Below are 13,985 nucleotides of genomic sequence, written 5' to 3' on the forward strand. Positions count from 1 at the left end.
CGGGGCGGAGCATCCTCTACGAAGGTCAGGTCGAGGCCGTGCGGGGCCCTTGATTGTTGGTACCACAGACGTGGAGGGTTTGCAAGGTTGCGTTGAGTTCTGGAAAGACCAAACTCCAGTCGTCATGCGGTATCTGGAGTTCAAAAGACAGCGGCGACAGAAACCGTAGTCGTTTCTTGTATCGGTCCATCAGGGCTTGCACGGCGGTTTCGGAGACCGTGGCCTTGGGATCGAAGGTGATTACGACCGCATGCGGTTGCTCGACCACAGAGCTCAGCCGGAGCTGCTTGGCCAACAGCCGGATTTGCATGAGCTCGAACAAACGCTCGACCGGATCGGGCGGATGCCCGTAGCGGTCTTCGATCTCTCCGTGCATCAGGGCCAGGTCGCCGAGTTGTCCGCAGGAGGATAGTCGTTTGTAGAGCGACAGGCGCTGGTGGCTGTCGGCCACGTACTCTTCGGGAATATAGGCGGAGACGCTGAGACGCAGCTCGGGATCCGGTTCTTCCTCCACGACCTGACCCTTCAGGCGTTGGACCGCCTGTTCCACCATTTGCAGGTAGAGATCGAGCCCGACGGCGGCAATATGGCCCGATTGCTGTTTGCCGAGCAGATTCCCCGCACCGCGAATTTCAAGATCCGCTGCGGCGATGCGGAAGCCCGATCCCAATTCGGTAAACTGTTGGATGGCGGTCAGCCGCTTCTGGGCATCGTCCGAGAGGTTGCCTTCATCCGGCACCAGGAAGTAGGCGTAGGCCTGTTCGCCGCCCCGGCCGACCCGGCCGCGGAGTTGATAGAGCTGGGCGAGTCCGAAGGTGTCGGCGCGATTCACGATGATGGTGTTGGCGGTCGGCACGTCGATGCCCGATTGGATAATGGCGGAGGCGATCAGAATATCCGCTTCCCGGTGGAAGAATTTCAGCATCACGGCTTCCAGCGGTTTCGAGTCCATCTGGCCGTGTGCCATCACGATGCGGGCTTCCGGCACCAATTCCTGGAGCCAGGCGCCCATCCGCTCCATGGTTTCTACCCGATTGTGAACAAAGTAGGTTTGTCCCCCTCGGCCGAGTTCGCGGAGAATCGCCTCACGGATCGCCTTTTCGCTGAAGCGAAGGACTTGGGTGCGGATCGCCAGGCGTCCCGACGGGGGCGTATCGATGATCGAAAGGTCGCGCACACTCGCCATGGTCATTTGTAATGTGCGTGGGATCGGAGTCGCGGTCAGGGTCAACACATCGACTTGGGTGCGCAGCTGTTTCAGCCGTTCCTTATGTTTCACGCCGAACCATTGCTCTTCGTCGATGATGACGAGGCCGAGGTTGCGGAACTTCACGTCTTTTTGGAGCAGCCGGTGGGTGCCGATGAGGATATCGACCAGGCCGGCTTCCGTATCCTTGACGATCGCTTTCGTATCCTTCGGAGACTGAAAGCGTGACAGCAGGGCGACGCGAGTCGGAAAGGGGGCAAACCGTTCGGCGAAGTTGTCGTAATGCTGGTGGGCGAGCAGCGTCGTCGGCACCAGCACGGCCACCTGTCGATTTTCCTCGACGGCCTTGAACGCCGCCCGCATGGCGACTTCGGTCTTGCCGTAACCCACGTCGCCGCAGACCAGGCGATCCATCGGCTTCGTGGAGGCCAGATCGTTGGCAATGTCTTCGATCGCCTTGCGCTGATCGACTGTTTCTTCGTATTCGAAGGCCGCTTCGAACTCGTGGTAGAGCATGCTGTCTTTACCGTACGAGGTGCGATGGACGAGCTCCCGGTTGGCGTAGAGATCGACGAGCTCGTGCGCCATTTCTTCGATGTCTTTCTTGACCCGCGCGGTCGTTTTGGCCCAGCTGGTGCCGCCCAGGCGGTCCAGGCGGGGGACATGGGCATCCGCCCCCGCATAGCGTTGGACCTGGCTGAGTCGATCGAGCGGCACATAGAGCTTGTCGGTCCCCGCGAATTCCAGCACCAGAAAGTCGCTGTCGAAGTCTTGCACCGAGAGCCGACGCAGCCCCTGATACTTCGCGATGCCGTATTGCATGTGCACGACGTAGTCGCCGATGTTCAGATCTTCCAGCGAGGAGAGGAAGGTGGCGGCCTTGCTCTTGGGCTGCGGTTTATGGCGGGCGCCTTTGGCGAAGAGTTCTTCTTCGGTGAGGACCACCAGCCGCAGATCGGGGGATAGAAAACCGGCCGACACTTCGCCGTTCAAGACCGAAAACGGCGCCTTTTGCGCGCCGCCGGCCGAGAGTGCCGAGGGCTTCCATTCCATCGCCGGTCGATCATGCTCGCCGAATAACGCCAGCAAGCGGCCGACCTGGCCCTGGCTGCGGGCGACCAGGACGACCGGTCCGGCTTCGCGCAAGCGATCGAGTACCTCCAGCGTATGGCTGAATGCGGTGCCGCGTTGACCGAGCCCCACGCTGGCTGGTGTTTGAGCCGGGCAGGTCAGCACCGGGTCCCAACTCGCGTCCGGTGCGGTGACCGGCTCAAGCGCGAGCGTGGCGTAGCCTTGGGTGGCGGCGAGGATCTGATCCCACGTGAGGTACAGGTTGTCCGGTGTGGGGTAGGGATTCGGATCCGTGCGATCTTCGTGACGCAGGAATCCTTCCTCGATGGCTTGCCAACATTCTTCCGTGTGGGCCTTCAGCGTGCCGGGTTGATCCAGGACCAGCACCGGCGGCCGAGGGAAATAGTCGAGGAGGCTGTCCATGGTCCCGTAGACCGATGGGGCATGCCATTCAGCGTCGGCGGCCAGGGGCGCGAGGGCATCGGGTGCGTCCTCGGGGCGAATCAATTCGCGGGCCGGCAGCACCCAGGCCTGCTTGATCTTGTCGGTCGATTTTTGTGTGGCCGGATCGAAGAAGCGGATCGACTCGATCGTGTCGCCGAGAAACTCCACCCGTAGCGGGTCGGCATAGGCGGTCGAATAGATATCGACGATCCCGCCGCGAATGCTGAACTCACCGGGAATTTCTACCACCGATCCCTTCCGGTAGCCCAACCGCAACAGGCTGGACACGAGCACTTCCCGCTCCAGGGAACCATCCGGTCGAAACTGCAGAATCGCGTCGGTGAAGACCAGGGCCGGCAGGACCCGCTGCGTTAAGGCCGGGACGGAGGTGAAGAGCACCGTGCGCGCCGTGGTGCAGAGGCGGTTGAGCGTCTGCATGCGGCGGGCCACCAGATCGATGTGGGGGACCGTCGATTCATAGGGCAGCGTTTCCCATTTCGGGAAGAGTGCGAGATCGTCGACGGACTGCCCGCAGAGGGTTCGGAAAAACACCGTGTCGCGATAGAGGCGTTCCGCCTCGTCATCGTTTTTGGCGACGATCAGCCAGGAACGGTCGGCCAGGGGCTGAGATGGCAGGCTGTGTGTGAGGAGCGCCAAGCCGAAGCCGGCGGTCGACCCATGCAACCCCATGAGGCAGGGTTTGCCCGAGCTGCTGCGAAGGGCTTCTCGCGCCGGCGCGAGCCACTGAGTCAGATGTAGCGGGATCAGGGGAGGCACAATATCCTTACGCTGTCGTGGAGCGAATACGTTGCACCAGCGTGGTCGTCGACACGCCGGGAACGAGTGGAATGGTCTGGACGCGTCCGCCGCGGGCCTCGACCGTTTCCCGTCCCACAATCCGATCGACGGACCAATCTCCGCCTTTGACGAGAATATCCGGTTGGAGGGTTGCGATGAGGGCGCCGGGGTCCGGTTCCGAAAAGATCACTACATAGTCCACGCAGGCTAACGCAGCGAGAACCTCGGCTCGCTGGGTATCGGGCACGATGGGGCGGTCGGTGCCTTTATTCAGGGCGCGCACGGACTCGTCGGAATTCACGCCCACCACCAGCGCATCCCCCAGATCGCGGGCTGCTTGCAGATACCGGGTATGGCCGATGTGCATCAGGTCGAAGCAGCCGTTCGTGAAAACGATACGATGTCCCTGCCGACGGTGCTCATTCAGCCGTGAGGCAAGCTCTTGTCGCGTGGTGATCTTGGTGTGCATCGTGGGTGCGTCGCGAAAATGTCATCTTAACAGGATGTGGAAAAAGTCTGCCACCACGAATCCACGGCGGCCTGGCTGCCATCCGGTTGTCAGTTTTCCGTGCGCCGTCCCCGCTTCTTCGGGCTGTTCCAGCCTTGTGGAAGTCCTCCCAGTCGAACCACCCCCGCGCCATGTTGCTCGATCAACCGGTCGAGTATGGCGACCGCGTCGCGCTGTCGCCGGTCGAACAGGGGTTCAGGAGCCGGGACGAGGTCCGACAGTCCCAAACCGACAAGACGATAACGCGATCGCGGCTGCAGCAACTCGTGAAGGGCAGCGCAGATGTCCGGCCACATGTCCGGATCGTAGTTCGCCGGTGAGGAGAATTTTCGTTGCCGCGTGGTGATGCGAAAGTGCGAATCTTTCAGCTTCACGGTGAATGACCCGGCGGCGAGTCCCTCCAGCCTGAGATCGTGCGTCAACGTTTCAAGGAAGCCATGAATGATTGGTTCCAGCAGGGCCGGATCGTTCGTGTCTTCGTCGAAGGTGGTTTCATGGCTCATACTCTTGGCCTCGCGATCGGCCACCACGGGATCGGAGTCATGGCCGCGAGCGAGTGATTGAAACGCCGCCAGCCGCGAGCCAAGCAGGCGGACGAGAGATTGTTCGAATCGAGGCTCGAGCAGATCGCCGACCGTATGAATGCCCAGACGCTCGATCGCTTCGGTGGATTTGGGACCCATGCCCGGCAAGGAGCGAATCGGCAGCGGGGCGAGGAACGCCGCTTCCGAGCCCGGTTCAATCACGGCGAGTCCGTCGGGTTTATGCGCATCGGCCGCGATCTTGGCGACGGTCTTGCCGGACGCCAGGGCAATGGTGCAGGTCAGGCCCGTGACGCGGGTGATGTCGATTTTGAGCGCTTGCCCCAACTCGCGGGGATCGGGATGCCGCGTTTGCAATCGGGTCGTATCTGCATAAAACTCATCGATACTGGTCCATTCGGTCTCCGGGAAAAACCGGTCGGTGATGTCCTGAAGCTGGCGGTGCAGACGCTGGTACAACGGACGGTCCGGCGGTACGAGAACGAGCTGAGGGCAGAGTCGCATGGCCTGAATGGTCGGCATCGCCGATCGCACCCCGAAGCGACGCACCTCATAACTCGCCGCTGCCACAATGCCGCGTGGCGGAGGGCCGCCCACGGCAACCGGTTTCCCTTTCAGCGATGGATCTGCGAGAACCGCGGCAGAGGCAAACATGGCGTCGATGTCGCCGAAGAGAATTTGTCGGGGCCATCGTCCGGACATCGATGTCCTACACGGGGGTGAAGGGAAAGCCGAGCTGAGGACCTGCGGCAGATGTGTGGGCCGGTTCCGTGGTGGTGACGGGTGCCACGGCAGGAAGCTCGCGGAGCGGCCCCCGGCAGGCGCCGCAGAAGTGGCGTCTCGGTTGGATGGTCCGGCGTTGTCGTTGATAGAGGCAGCCGCAGTGCTGGCAACGCCAGGCATATTTGGCCAAGGCAGCCACTTCTTTTCCCAGCGAGTGATAGATCGTGATGCCCAGGCCGTCGCGATTCATCTGGCCCATCATGCGACGAAAATCGGCACCATGATTCGGGCGACGCTTCAAGATATCGTACTGCCATTGGTGAATCATTTCGTGCGCCAGGGTCATGACGGTTTCGTGGCTCGGCTCCGGGTAATTGGATTGAAGTAGCACCGCCGACAGTCTGATACAACGCCGTCTGGCCGGTTCTTCGAGAGTGCGCGCAAGCGGCTGTCGTGGCCCGATCCGGCAGACGAACATCCCGGCTGAGGAGGTCAGTCGGCGGCTCCATTCAATGGGAATCGGAGGTAAGCCGCCCTGAAAGTAGCGGCGGTTGAGATCGGTCCAGATTGTGAGCAGCGGTTCCGCAGAGGGGGACATGGTACTCACAACATGATCGTAATGTTGAACAGCCGAGTGAAAGCTGAAAGGCCGGAATCAGCGGCCGGACAACTCTTCAATGACCGCGGCGGCCAGCAATGGCACCATGATCTCGTGGTGGCCGGTCAATGCGTATCCCTTGCCGCCCTTCTGGGTGGGTCTGCGCACGACATTGGTCATGGGGCGATAGTGCGAGAGGAAGTCCATATTGACCGTGGTGATGTTCGTCAACGGATGACCAAGGTTGCGTCCGAGCGAGACGGCTTTCAGGAAGACCTCCGGCAGGATCACGGCTGACCCCAGATTGAGATAGACCCCGCCTTCCATTTCGGAGACAACTGCGGCCAGGCGGCGAAAATCGAGCAGCGAACCCGCCCCGATCGCGGCGCCGTCTGCGGACGGATGCATGTGAATGATGTCGGTTCCGACGGCCACGTGCACGGTGACGGGAAGGCCCAGCCGGAATCCGGTGGCCAGCAGGCTGGTGGCGCGATGTGGGAACAGTTGTTTCCGTCGATGAATATAACTGCCGAGCGATTCGCCAAGCCCCTGACCTTCTTTCATGCCCAGGGTGATGGCTTCATTCAGCATGCGGCCGGTTTCTTCCGCCATGCCGAATCGGCCGGAGTCGATCTCCGCGTCCACTTCTTCGGACGTGTGCCCCATAAACGCGAGTTCGAAGTCATGGATGATGACCGCTCCGTTCATGGCGAGAGCGGTGACGATGCCGCGTTCCATCAGGTCCACGAGGAGCGGGCCGAGCCCGACCTTCACGACGTGGGCGCCCATGCCAACGATCACCGGCCGGCCGTTGCGATGGGCTTTGGCAATGGCCTGCGCCACTTCGCGCAACGTTTTGACCGCCAGGATATCGGGGAGTGAGTCCAGAAACCGCGCGAACGAGCGACCCTTCGTCCAGACCTTGGCAAAGTTGGAGACCTGCACCTTGCTGTGTCGGCGCTGGAGCGGATAGGTCTTCAGGCGCGACGCATCGATCGGCCGGATGATCGCGGGGGGCGTTGATGCTGCAGTGGGGCGCTTACGCCGGGTTGGCAAGAACGTGATCCTCAATGAGTTCGCAGAGCACATGGCCCAGCGTGATGTGACTTTCCTGAATGCGGGCGGTCAGCGTGGAAGGCACGACGAAGGCGTAGTCCACCATGCCTGCCAGTTTGCCGCCGGTTCCGCCGGTCCAGGCGATCGTGGTGAGGCCCAGGGCTTTGGCCGCCTCGACCCCTTTCAACACGTTGGGGGAGTTGCCGCTGGTGCTGATCGCGATCGCCACATCTCCACGCTGCCCGTGTGCGCGAACTTGACGGGCGAACAGCTCCTCGAAGCCGTAGTCGTTGGCGATGCAGGTGATGGCGGCAATGTCCGTGGCGAGGGCAATGGCCGGAAACGGGGCACGTTCGCGCTTATAGCGGCCGACAAACTCGGCGGCTATGTGCGCGGCATCGGTGGAGCTGCCGCCGTTGCCGAAGAGCAAGACTTTATGTCCGGCCTGAAACGCGCCGCCGATGAGTTGCGCGACCTGCACGATTCGGTCGGCATGGTCCCGCGCGAAGCGCCGCTTGATCTCGGCGCTGTCGTCGAAGGCCTTGATGGCAAATTCTTTCATGGTCCGGAATTGTAGGGAAGCCCCGAGTCACTGTCAAACGACCGCAGACGTCTCTTACTTTCCCGGAGATGTGGGCGAAGACCGTTTCGTGATCATATTCATCGCCAGCGTCAGCATCGAGCCGACATCCGAGACGTTGGCGGGGAGCACGAGGGTGTTGCTGGCTTTGGCCAGTTCCCCGAACTTGGTGATGTACTGCTCGGCGACGCGCAGCTGCACGGCTTCGTAGCCGCCCGGAATTTGCGTGGATTCGGCGACTTTGCGGAGTCCGTCTGCCGTGGCGCTGGCGATGGCCATAATCGCGGAGGCTGCGCCCTCGGCCTCGTTGATCTGCTGCTGTTTCTTCGCCTCGGAGGCCTTGATGACCTGCTGCTTCTCGCCTTCCGCCTGGTTGATGGCGGCGTCGCGTTCGCCCTCGGAGGTCAGAATCACCGCGCGTTTTTCCCGTTCGGCCCGCATTTGCTTTTCCATCGCGGCCAGCACGTCTTTCGGCGGCGTGATGTTCTTGATCTCGTACCGCAGCACCTTCACGCCCCAGGGTTCCGTTGCCTTGTCCAGCTCATTCACAACCTGGCTGTTGATATTGGTGCGCTCTTCGAAGGTGCGGTCGAGTTCGATTTTGCCGATCTCGCTCCGGAGGGCGGTCTGAGCCAGCTGCGTGATCGCAAAGCGATAGTCGCTGATGCCGTAGGAGGCTCGCTGCGGATCCAGCACCTTGGAATAGAGAATGCCGTCGACGCCGACCTGCACGTTGTCGCGCGTGATGCAGATCTGTTCGGGAATATCGATGGCGGTTTCTTTCAGCGAGTGTTTGTACTGCACACTGTCGAGGAACGGCCACAGGATGTGGAACCCCGCGCCGAGTGTCCGTGAGTACCGGCCCAGCCGCTCCACGACGTAAGCGCTCTGTTGCGGCACGACACGCGCGGTTTTCGAGATGACGAGCAGGACGAGGCCTGCAAGGAAAATAACAACCCAAAGTCCGCCTGGCATTCCGCTATCCTCCATGATGGTGCGACCTCATTCTGGTTTGATCCACAGGGTGATGCCGTCGACACGCTCGACGCGGCTGCGTTGTCCTTTGAGCAGCGGCTTGTCGCCGGCGTTGTGCGCATTCCAGGTGCTGCCCCGGCATTCCGCTTTGCCCGTGGCGCCGGGAGGAAGGTCGTCCAGGACGATGGCGGTTTCGCCGCCCATGGTATCGACCGATGAGCCGTTGCCCCGGTCGGCCGTCATGAGGCGGCGGAGCGGAGGACGAAGGATGACGAGGGAGGCAACGGAGAAGACCGAAAAGAGGAGCCAGGACACCCATTCACTCTGAATCACGCCCAGGCCGACCAGCGCGCCGACGACCAGCGCCCCGATGCCGAAGAACAACATATAGAACCCGCCGGGCGTGACGACTTCGCTGCCGAGCAGAAACAGTCCCAGGAAGGCCCAGAGCCACCAGGTCATCGCACCTCCTCAGACGTCACGGGCGCGGGTTGTCTCGTGATTCACGCGGAAGTCTATGCGTCTTTCCCGGGACCGTCAAGGATTGTGAGGAAACCGTCGTTCGTTGAAGCAGCCGGAGTGCAGTGGTATAGTCCGCGGTCATGCCTGCGGATACTCCTGTCAAAGCGCTCATTCTGGCCTTTACCGATGCGCCGTCGCTCGCCGCCTATGTGATCAACCGGCTGCAGCCGGAATTGCTCTGCTTTTTCGTGCCGGAATCGGCGAAGACGCAGGTCGAAGAGGCGGTGCAACCGCTGGTGCAGCAGATGCCGAAACGTTGGGATTGGGTGGTGACGCCTGATCCGGCCGACGTCATCGCCTGTCATCAGGCCCTGTCACGATCTATCCACGACCTCTTTCGAAACTGGGCTGTGCAGGTGGGCGAAGTGGTCGTCGATTTGACCGGCGCCACCCCTGCCATGGCCGCGGCGCTGGCGACGGTGAGCCAACCCTGGACGTCACGGGTGATCAGTCTGGTCGATGCGGAGGGCCGCGAAGAGGGGGAGGCGATCGCGATCGGCGGGTTGACCAAGTATTGGTTGCAGGGCAATCCCTGGGATGAGTCGGCGGTCGTGGTGCGCCGTGAAGCCAGCGACGCCTTTAATCATGGTTCATTCAGAGCCGCCGCCACGCTGTTTCATACCCTGGAAGCTCGCGTGAGCGGGGGACAAAAGCCCCTCTATCGTGCCTTGGGCGAATTGGCGTTGGGGTACGGGTTGTGGGAGCAGTTTCACTACCGCCAGGCGTGGGACAAACTGAAGACCTCGTTGAAGGCGCTCGACATGGCCTCGCTCTGGGGAGGGCCGCCCGGGTTAAAGGCGCTCCTGCCGTTCATCAAGGCCAATAATGGATTCTTGGAAAAGCTGGTACTGGATCCCGCCGACGTGAAGGAAGGGGTAGTGCTCGATCTGCTCGCGCATGCCCATCGTCGCGCCCACGTGGACCATGACTATGAACGGGCCATGGTGGCGCTCGTGCGCGCGATGGAAGCCTGCGCCCAGCGGCAACTGTTCAAACAGTACAAGATCAAGTCCTGGGATGTGCAGCCGGAGCAATTGCCCGAATCGATGCGGGACACCTGCCGCACCTGTTACCTCGATGATGTGGACGGGAAGTACAAGCTGCCGTTGCAGAGTCAGTTCCGGGTATTGGCCGGTCTTGGCGATCAGATGGGGCAGGCCTTTCTTCGCGATTGGCCCAAGATGAAGCCGCTGCTCGACGCCGCCAACCATGCGGTGTTGGGCCACGGGTTTGAGGCCATCAAATCCGAGCGGGTGCAGCAACTGTCCGATGTGGTCATGAAACTCACGGGCGTGAACGAGTCCTCGCTGCCGAAGTTCCCGAATCTGAACCTCTAAAGAGCATATGGCGTATAGCCTATGGTTAAGGGGGGATATTGGGACCGTTCAGGGAACGGATGACTACGCTGAACGGTCGCTGACCGAAGTTGAAAGGTTGAGCGCAAGAAGTGTCATTCAGGTTTGAAACGCTCAATATATGGAAGAAGGCAAAAAATTACGCTTCGAAAGTATATTTGGCGACGGCGAAATTCCCTCGTCACGAGGACTATGGATTGAGATCTCAGATGAACAGAGCCGTGAATAGTATTTGCCTCAATATTGCCGAAGGTTCGGCCAAAAGCTCTAAAAAGGCTTTTGACTATCATCTGGAAATTGCCCTAGGTTCGACGGTCGAAGTCGTGGCTGCGTCCTGTCTCGCTGCGGAGCAGGCATATATTGCCGACCTTGAACACAAGGCCTTGTACGATGAAGGTCAGAAGCTGGCAAAGAGCATCAATGCATTCCGGAACGCACTGGAGTGAGGAGAGCGTTTGTGCGATAGGGCATTTGCCATTCGCACCGGTTATTCCGGCCACATACCATAAGCTCTTGTCTACGCCATTCGCTCCCATGGAAATTAGAATCTACTACGAGGACACCGACTGCGGAGGGGTGGTGTACTATGCCAACTACCTCAAGTATTTCGAGCGGGCGAGGACGCAGTATCTCGAAGAGCGGGGCCTGTCGGTTGCCGAGTTACGGGACGGCGGGACCCAGTTTATGGTCGTGCACGCCGAGCTCGACTATCGATCGCCGGGGCGTTATGGTGAGACATTGGTGATCGAGACGACACTGGCGTCGGTCAGCCAGGCCTCGTTCACCTTTGCGCATGTCCTGCGGGAACGGAGGAGCGGGCGAGTGGTGGTCGAAGGCTCGGCCAAGCTGGTGACGGTGGATGACAACTTGAAAGTAAAGCGACTCGACAAACCCACCTTGGCTGCGTTACAAGGACCTCCAGAGACGAGGAGCTAATGGACAAACTCGGCACATGGCTGGCAGTGACTGGTGTGGCGATCGGTTTCGTCGTCCTCGCCTGGTTGCTCTTTTCCGACAATCCTTCCGACAAGAACAAGAAGAAACCGTAAGCCCTCCGCGCCTCTCCTCCCGCAACGGCATGTGTCCGCCGTCGGGGCAGCGCTATTCTCAACGAGTGTGAGTTCTCACCGCCGTTCGGACGTTGCGTCCATCAACCGGGGCCATTGACTCAAGGCTGGGCTGCGACTTGGGGCGGGTGGAGCAGACTGTCGAGGGCAGTATTCACCAGCGTCGCCACGATGCGGTGGCCGCGTTCATCCGGATGGGCGAGGTCGAGGTAGAGACTCGCGTCCTGGGCGAGGACCTGACCGGCTTCGACCACGATCGCGCCATGCCGGCGGGCGACCGCTCTCACGATGTCGTTATACTCGCTGTCGAGGCGGAGCGGTTTCCCGCCGTGCGTCAGTTTCCAGGCCGGAAGGGTGAGGCTCGCCGTCATCGTCGCTTCTTCTATCGCCCCGCGTTGCTCCAGGACTACGGCGAGGTATTTCCTGGCGAGATCGGAGAACCAGTTGTCCATGTTCACGGCAATCCGCAGTTCCGCTTCGGCCTGTGCCTGCCGTCCGGCATTCAGGTGGGCGATGCCTGCCCGCAGATGTTCGGAGTGAGCCGGATTATCCTGAAATGCAACGAAGACCAGCGGCACGTGCCGTTCCTGGCAGAATCGTGCGATGCGCTCAAGATTCTGCCGATACTGCTCTGGCGAGACCCGGGTCGGCGCTGTTCTTGCGTCAACGGTCGTGCTGCCGTCGCCGCTTCGTTTCATGAGGTGTAATCTGATCAGCAGGTGCTGGAGGCCTCGGTACAGATAGATCTTCTCTCTGAAGTCCATCCGATGCAGCAGTGCCTCCCGCTCGAATTTTTCGTGGCTGTCGGTGGCCGCTTCCGAGGGCACCACTCGACGATCGTTGAAACTGAACGAGGCGATGACGACATCCGGGCGGACGCGGTCGAAATATGTGAGCAGTGCCGTATAGCCCTGGAAAGAACTGTACCCGCTTACGCCCAGGTTGATCACGTCGGCATCCGGGCGCAGATCGTCCAGCACTTCCGGGTACGCATTACGGGTCGGCACACCCCAGCCGAAGGTATTGGAGTCGCCGATCGCAAGGATACGCGTACGGGTCTTCTCACCGATCTGTGCCGTATCGACGGCGAAGAAGCCCTGCGCATCGAATTCACGCAGGTATCGCGCCGGATCATGTCGGTGCAGTTCTCCGGCAACGAGCCCCTTGAAGTGCGGGCGACGTTCCCAACCCAACTCCGGCGTGTATCGATACCAGTCCGGCTGCTCCGGGGTCAGATCGGCTTGTGCCGTGAGCAGGGCTCGCGATACCCCTTCAAGGGCCAGTAACCCGGCCAGTGTGAGCGTCACGCCGATCAGGGCTGCGGTCAGACGAGACTTCATGCAGAGACTCCGATTGTTGCGATGTTCATCCAAGTCATGACCGCCCTGGGGCGGAAGCGGGAGGGAAAGAGTTTCGGGCCCGGTCAGTGAGCGACCGATGCCGTGACTTAGTATTGAGGAAGAGATCCGACTTGCCAAGCAAAGCGTAAAGTTTTGCATGGGTGGGTCGACGCCGGTCGCAGATCTGCCGGGAGAAACAGCGCTCTTGCGACTAGAGAGACGTGAGGGACGGGATAGTTCGCAGCCCCGTTAGAGCGGCACCCTCAGGATTCCTCCAGGAGGCTCTTAACCAGGTCTTCCATGCCTTCGGCCCATAGGCGGTACCCGCGTTCATTGGGGTGCAAGGCGTCCGGCATGACATCCTCGGAGAGTCGTCCTGCCTTGTCGAGAAAACGCGGGCCCAGGTCGAGGAAAAACACGTGGCGCTGGTCGGCGAAGGGCCGCAATCGTTCGTTGACGGCCTGATTCACGCGACGTAGTTGGTCGTTGGCGGACTGGCCTCTGGGAAACACCGCCAATAACAAGATTTTGGTTTGCGGCAAGCGAGCGCGTAACGTAGCCAGAATCGCCTGGATTCCGGCCGCGGTCTCTTCAGGGGGATCCTCGCGCCTGGTCGCGTTATTCGTTCCGATCATCACGATCGCCAGTTTGGGAGTGATGCCGTCGATTTCGCCATGTTGGAGCCGCCAAAGGACGTTGTCGGTCTGATCGCTGTTAAATCCCAGGTTCACCGCCCGACGGCGCCCGTAAAAGGTATCCCAGACCCGGCGCCCATCCTCCTCCCAGCCCTGCGTGATGGAATCTCCGATGAACAACAGATCGACAGGTCCTTGCTGAATGCGGGCCACGGCGCGCGCATGCCGCGCAGACCACCAGGATTGAGTTTGAGGGGTGGGCATCGCCGCTTTGATGTGGTCTGCGGCGGTGAGCGTGGAATCCAGGAGCGACAGAACGGACCCAAGCCACAAGGCAAGACAGCATAGAGCAGGGAGGCACCGTTGGTTCATCGGGGTTCTCACGAAGTAGTGATACAACTTTCGATGATTCGTCTAGGCAGCGTCAAGGGGATCTGCGAGCCGAAAAGAGGTTGAGTCGGAGTAACATGGAGGGTGGCATGGCGAAGGCCGATTCGCAGGTATATCGGATGGGATACAGGGGCGTGTCCAGCCGCGAGATTCGAATGACCTTGTTTCAACGAC

At 60.8% G+C, this 13,985-nt stretch carries 13 protein-coding genes; 3 read left to right on the top strand and 10 right to left on the bottom strand.

Going from position 1 to position 13,985, the window contains the following annotated elements:
* Positions 1–25: 25 nt before the first annotated feature.
* From mfd to H8K11_02650, 8 genes are all read right to left on the bottom strand, one after another.
* Positions 26–3,499, bottom strand: a complete 3,474-nt coding sequence (mfd, locus tag H8K11_02615) for a transcription-repair coupling factor (protein ID MCS6262624.1) — start codon at positions 3,497–3,499, stop codon at positions 26–28.
* A gap of 7 nt (positions 3,500–3,506) precedes the next feature.
* Positions 3,507–3,989 (bottom strand): D-glycero-beta-D-manno-heptose 1-phosphate adenylyltransferase, encoded by a 483-nt coding sequence (gene rfaE2 / locus H8K11_02620; protein ID MCS6262625.1) that lies wholly within the window; start codon positions 3,987–3,989, stop codon positions 3,507–3,509.
* 89 nt (positions 3,990–4,078) lie between these two features.
* Entirely contained in the window at positions 4,079–5,272 is a 1,194-nt protein-coding gene (locus H8K11_02625) for a DNA polymerase IV (protein ID MCS6262626.1), read from the bottom strand.
* 7 nt (positions 5,273–5,279) lie between these two features.
* Positions 5,280–5,900, bottom strand: coding sequence for a SprT-like domain-containing protein (locus H8K11_02630; protein ID MCS6262627.1), 621 nt, complete (start codon positions 5,898–5,900; stop codon positions 5,280–5,282).
* Between the two features lie 48 nt (positions 5,901–5,948).
* Complete coding sequence (locus H8K11_02635) at positions 5,949–6,947, bottom strand: hypothetical protein (protein ID MCS6262628.1); 999 nt, start codon at positions 6,945–6,947, stop codon at positions 5,949–5,951.
* Positions 6,931–7,509, bottom strand: a complete 579-nt coding sequence (locus H8K11_02640) for a D-sedoheptulose 7-phosphate isomerase (protein MCS6262629.1) — start codon at positions 7,507–7,509, stop codon at positions 6,931–6,933. Before H8K11_02640 ends, H8K11_02635 begins: the two co-directional genes overlap by 17 nt.
* 54 nt (positions 7,510–7,563) lie before the next feature.
* Positions 7,564–8,517, bottom strand: coding sequence for an SPFH/Band 7/PHB domain protein (locus tag H8K11_02645; GenBank protein ID MCS6262630.1), 954 nt, complete (start codon positions 8,515–8,517; stop codon positions 7,564–7,566).
* Positions 8,518–8,529: 12 nt separating this feature from the next.
* On the bottom strand, positions 8,530–8,964 hold the full coding sequence (locus tag H8K11_02650; GenBank protein ID MCS6262631.1) for an NfeD family protein: 435 nt from the start codon (positions 8,962–8,964) through the stop codon (positions 8,530–8,532).
* A 140-nt stretch (positions 8,965–9,104) separates the two neighbouring features.
* Here H8K11_02650 and H8K11_02655 point away from each other — a divergent pair, with 140 nt between their 5' ends.
* The 3 genes from H8K11_02655 to H8K11_02665 all read left to right on the top strand — a co-directional run bounded on the left by H8K11_02655 (position 9,105) and on the right by H8K11_02665 (position 11,315).
* Positions 9,105–10,361, top strand: a complete 1,257-nt coding sequence (locus tag H8K11_02655; GenBank protein MCS6262632.1) for a TIGR02710 family CRISPR-associated protein — start codon at positions 9,105–9,107, stop codon at positions 10,359–10,361.
* 110 nt (positions 10,362–10,471) lie between these two features.
* Entirely contained in the window at positions 10,472–10,825 is a 354-nt protein-coding gene (locus tag H8K11_02660; GenBank protein ID MCS6262633.1) for a four helix bundle protein, read from the top strand.
* An 88-nt stretch (positions 10,826–10,913) separates the two neighbouring features.
* A complete protein-coding gene (locus tag H8K11_02665; GenBank protein ID MCS6262634.1) occupies positions 10,914–11,315 on the top strand; it encodes a YbgC/FadM family acyl-CoA thioesterase in 402 nt (133 codons plus the stop codon).
* Positions 11,316–11,547: 232 nt separating this feature from the next.
* Here H8K11_02665 and H8K11_02670 read toward each other — a convergent pair whose 3' ends face one another.
* Together H8K11_02670 and H8K11_02675 are read right to left on the bottom strand one after the other, a co-directional pair.
* Positions 11,548–12,786, bottom strand: coding sequence for a hypothetical protein (locus H8K11_02670; GenBank protein MCS6262635.1), 1,239 nt, complete (start codon positions 12,784–12,786; stop codon positions 11,548–11,550).
* A gap of 263 nt (positions 12,787–13,049) precedes the next feature.
* Positions 13,050–13,805: an acetylglucosamine-6-sulfatase gene (locus H8K11_02675; GenBank protein MCS6262636.1), complete on the bottom strand. Its 756-nt coding sequence runs from the start codon at positions 13,803–13,805 to the stop codon at positions 13,050–13,052.
* Positions 13,806–13,985: the final 180 nt, after the last annotated feature.

The organism is Nitrospira sp., assembly GCA_024998565.1.
GTDB lineage: Bacteria > Nitrospirota > Nitrospiria > Nitrospirales > Nitrospiraceae > Nitrospira_A.

What these genes read in the sequence shown, in the direction of transcription:
- rfaE2 (MCS6262625.1), bottom strand. Translation starts at nt 3,989, where the DNA reads ATGCACACCAAGATCACCACGCGACAAGAGCTTGCCTCACGGCTGAAT.
- H8K11_02625 (MCS6262626.1), bottom strand. Translation starts at nt 5,272, where the DNA reads ATGTCCGGACGATGGCCCCGACAAATTCTCTTCGGCGACATCGACGCC.
- H8K11_02640 (MCS6262629.1), bottom strand. Translation starts at nt 7,509, where the DNA reads ATGAAAGAATTTGCCATCAAGGCCTTCGACGACAGCGCCGAGATCAAG.
- H8K11_02645 (MCS6262630.1), bottom strand. Translation starts at nt 8,517, where the DNA reads ATGGAGGATAGCGGAATGCCAGGCGGACTTTGGGTTGTTATTTTCCTT.
- H8K11_02650 (MCS6262631.1), bottom strand. Translation starts at nt 8,964, where the DNA reads ATGACCTGGTGGCTCTGGGCCTTCCTGGGACTGTTTCTGCTCGGCAGC.
- H8K11_02655 (MCS6262632.1), top strand. Translation starts at nt 9,105, where the DNA reads ATGCCTGCGGATACTCCTGTCAAAGCGCTCATTCTGGCCTTTACCGAT.
- H8K11_02665 (MCS6262634.1), top strand. Translation starts at nt 10,914, where the DNA reads ATGGAAATTAGAATCTACTACGAGGACACCGACTGCGGAGGGGTGGTG.
- H8K11_02670 (MCS6262635.1), bottom strand. Translation starts at nt 12,786, where the DNA reads ATGAAGTCTCGTCTGACCGCAGCCCTGATCGGCGTGACGCTCACACTG.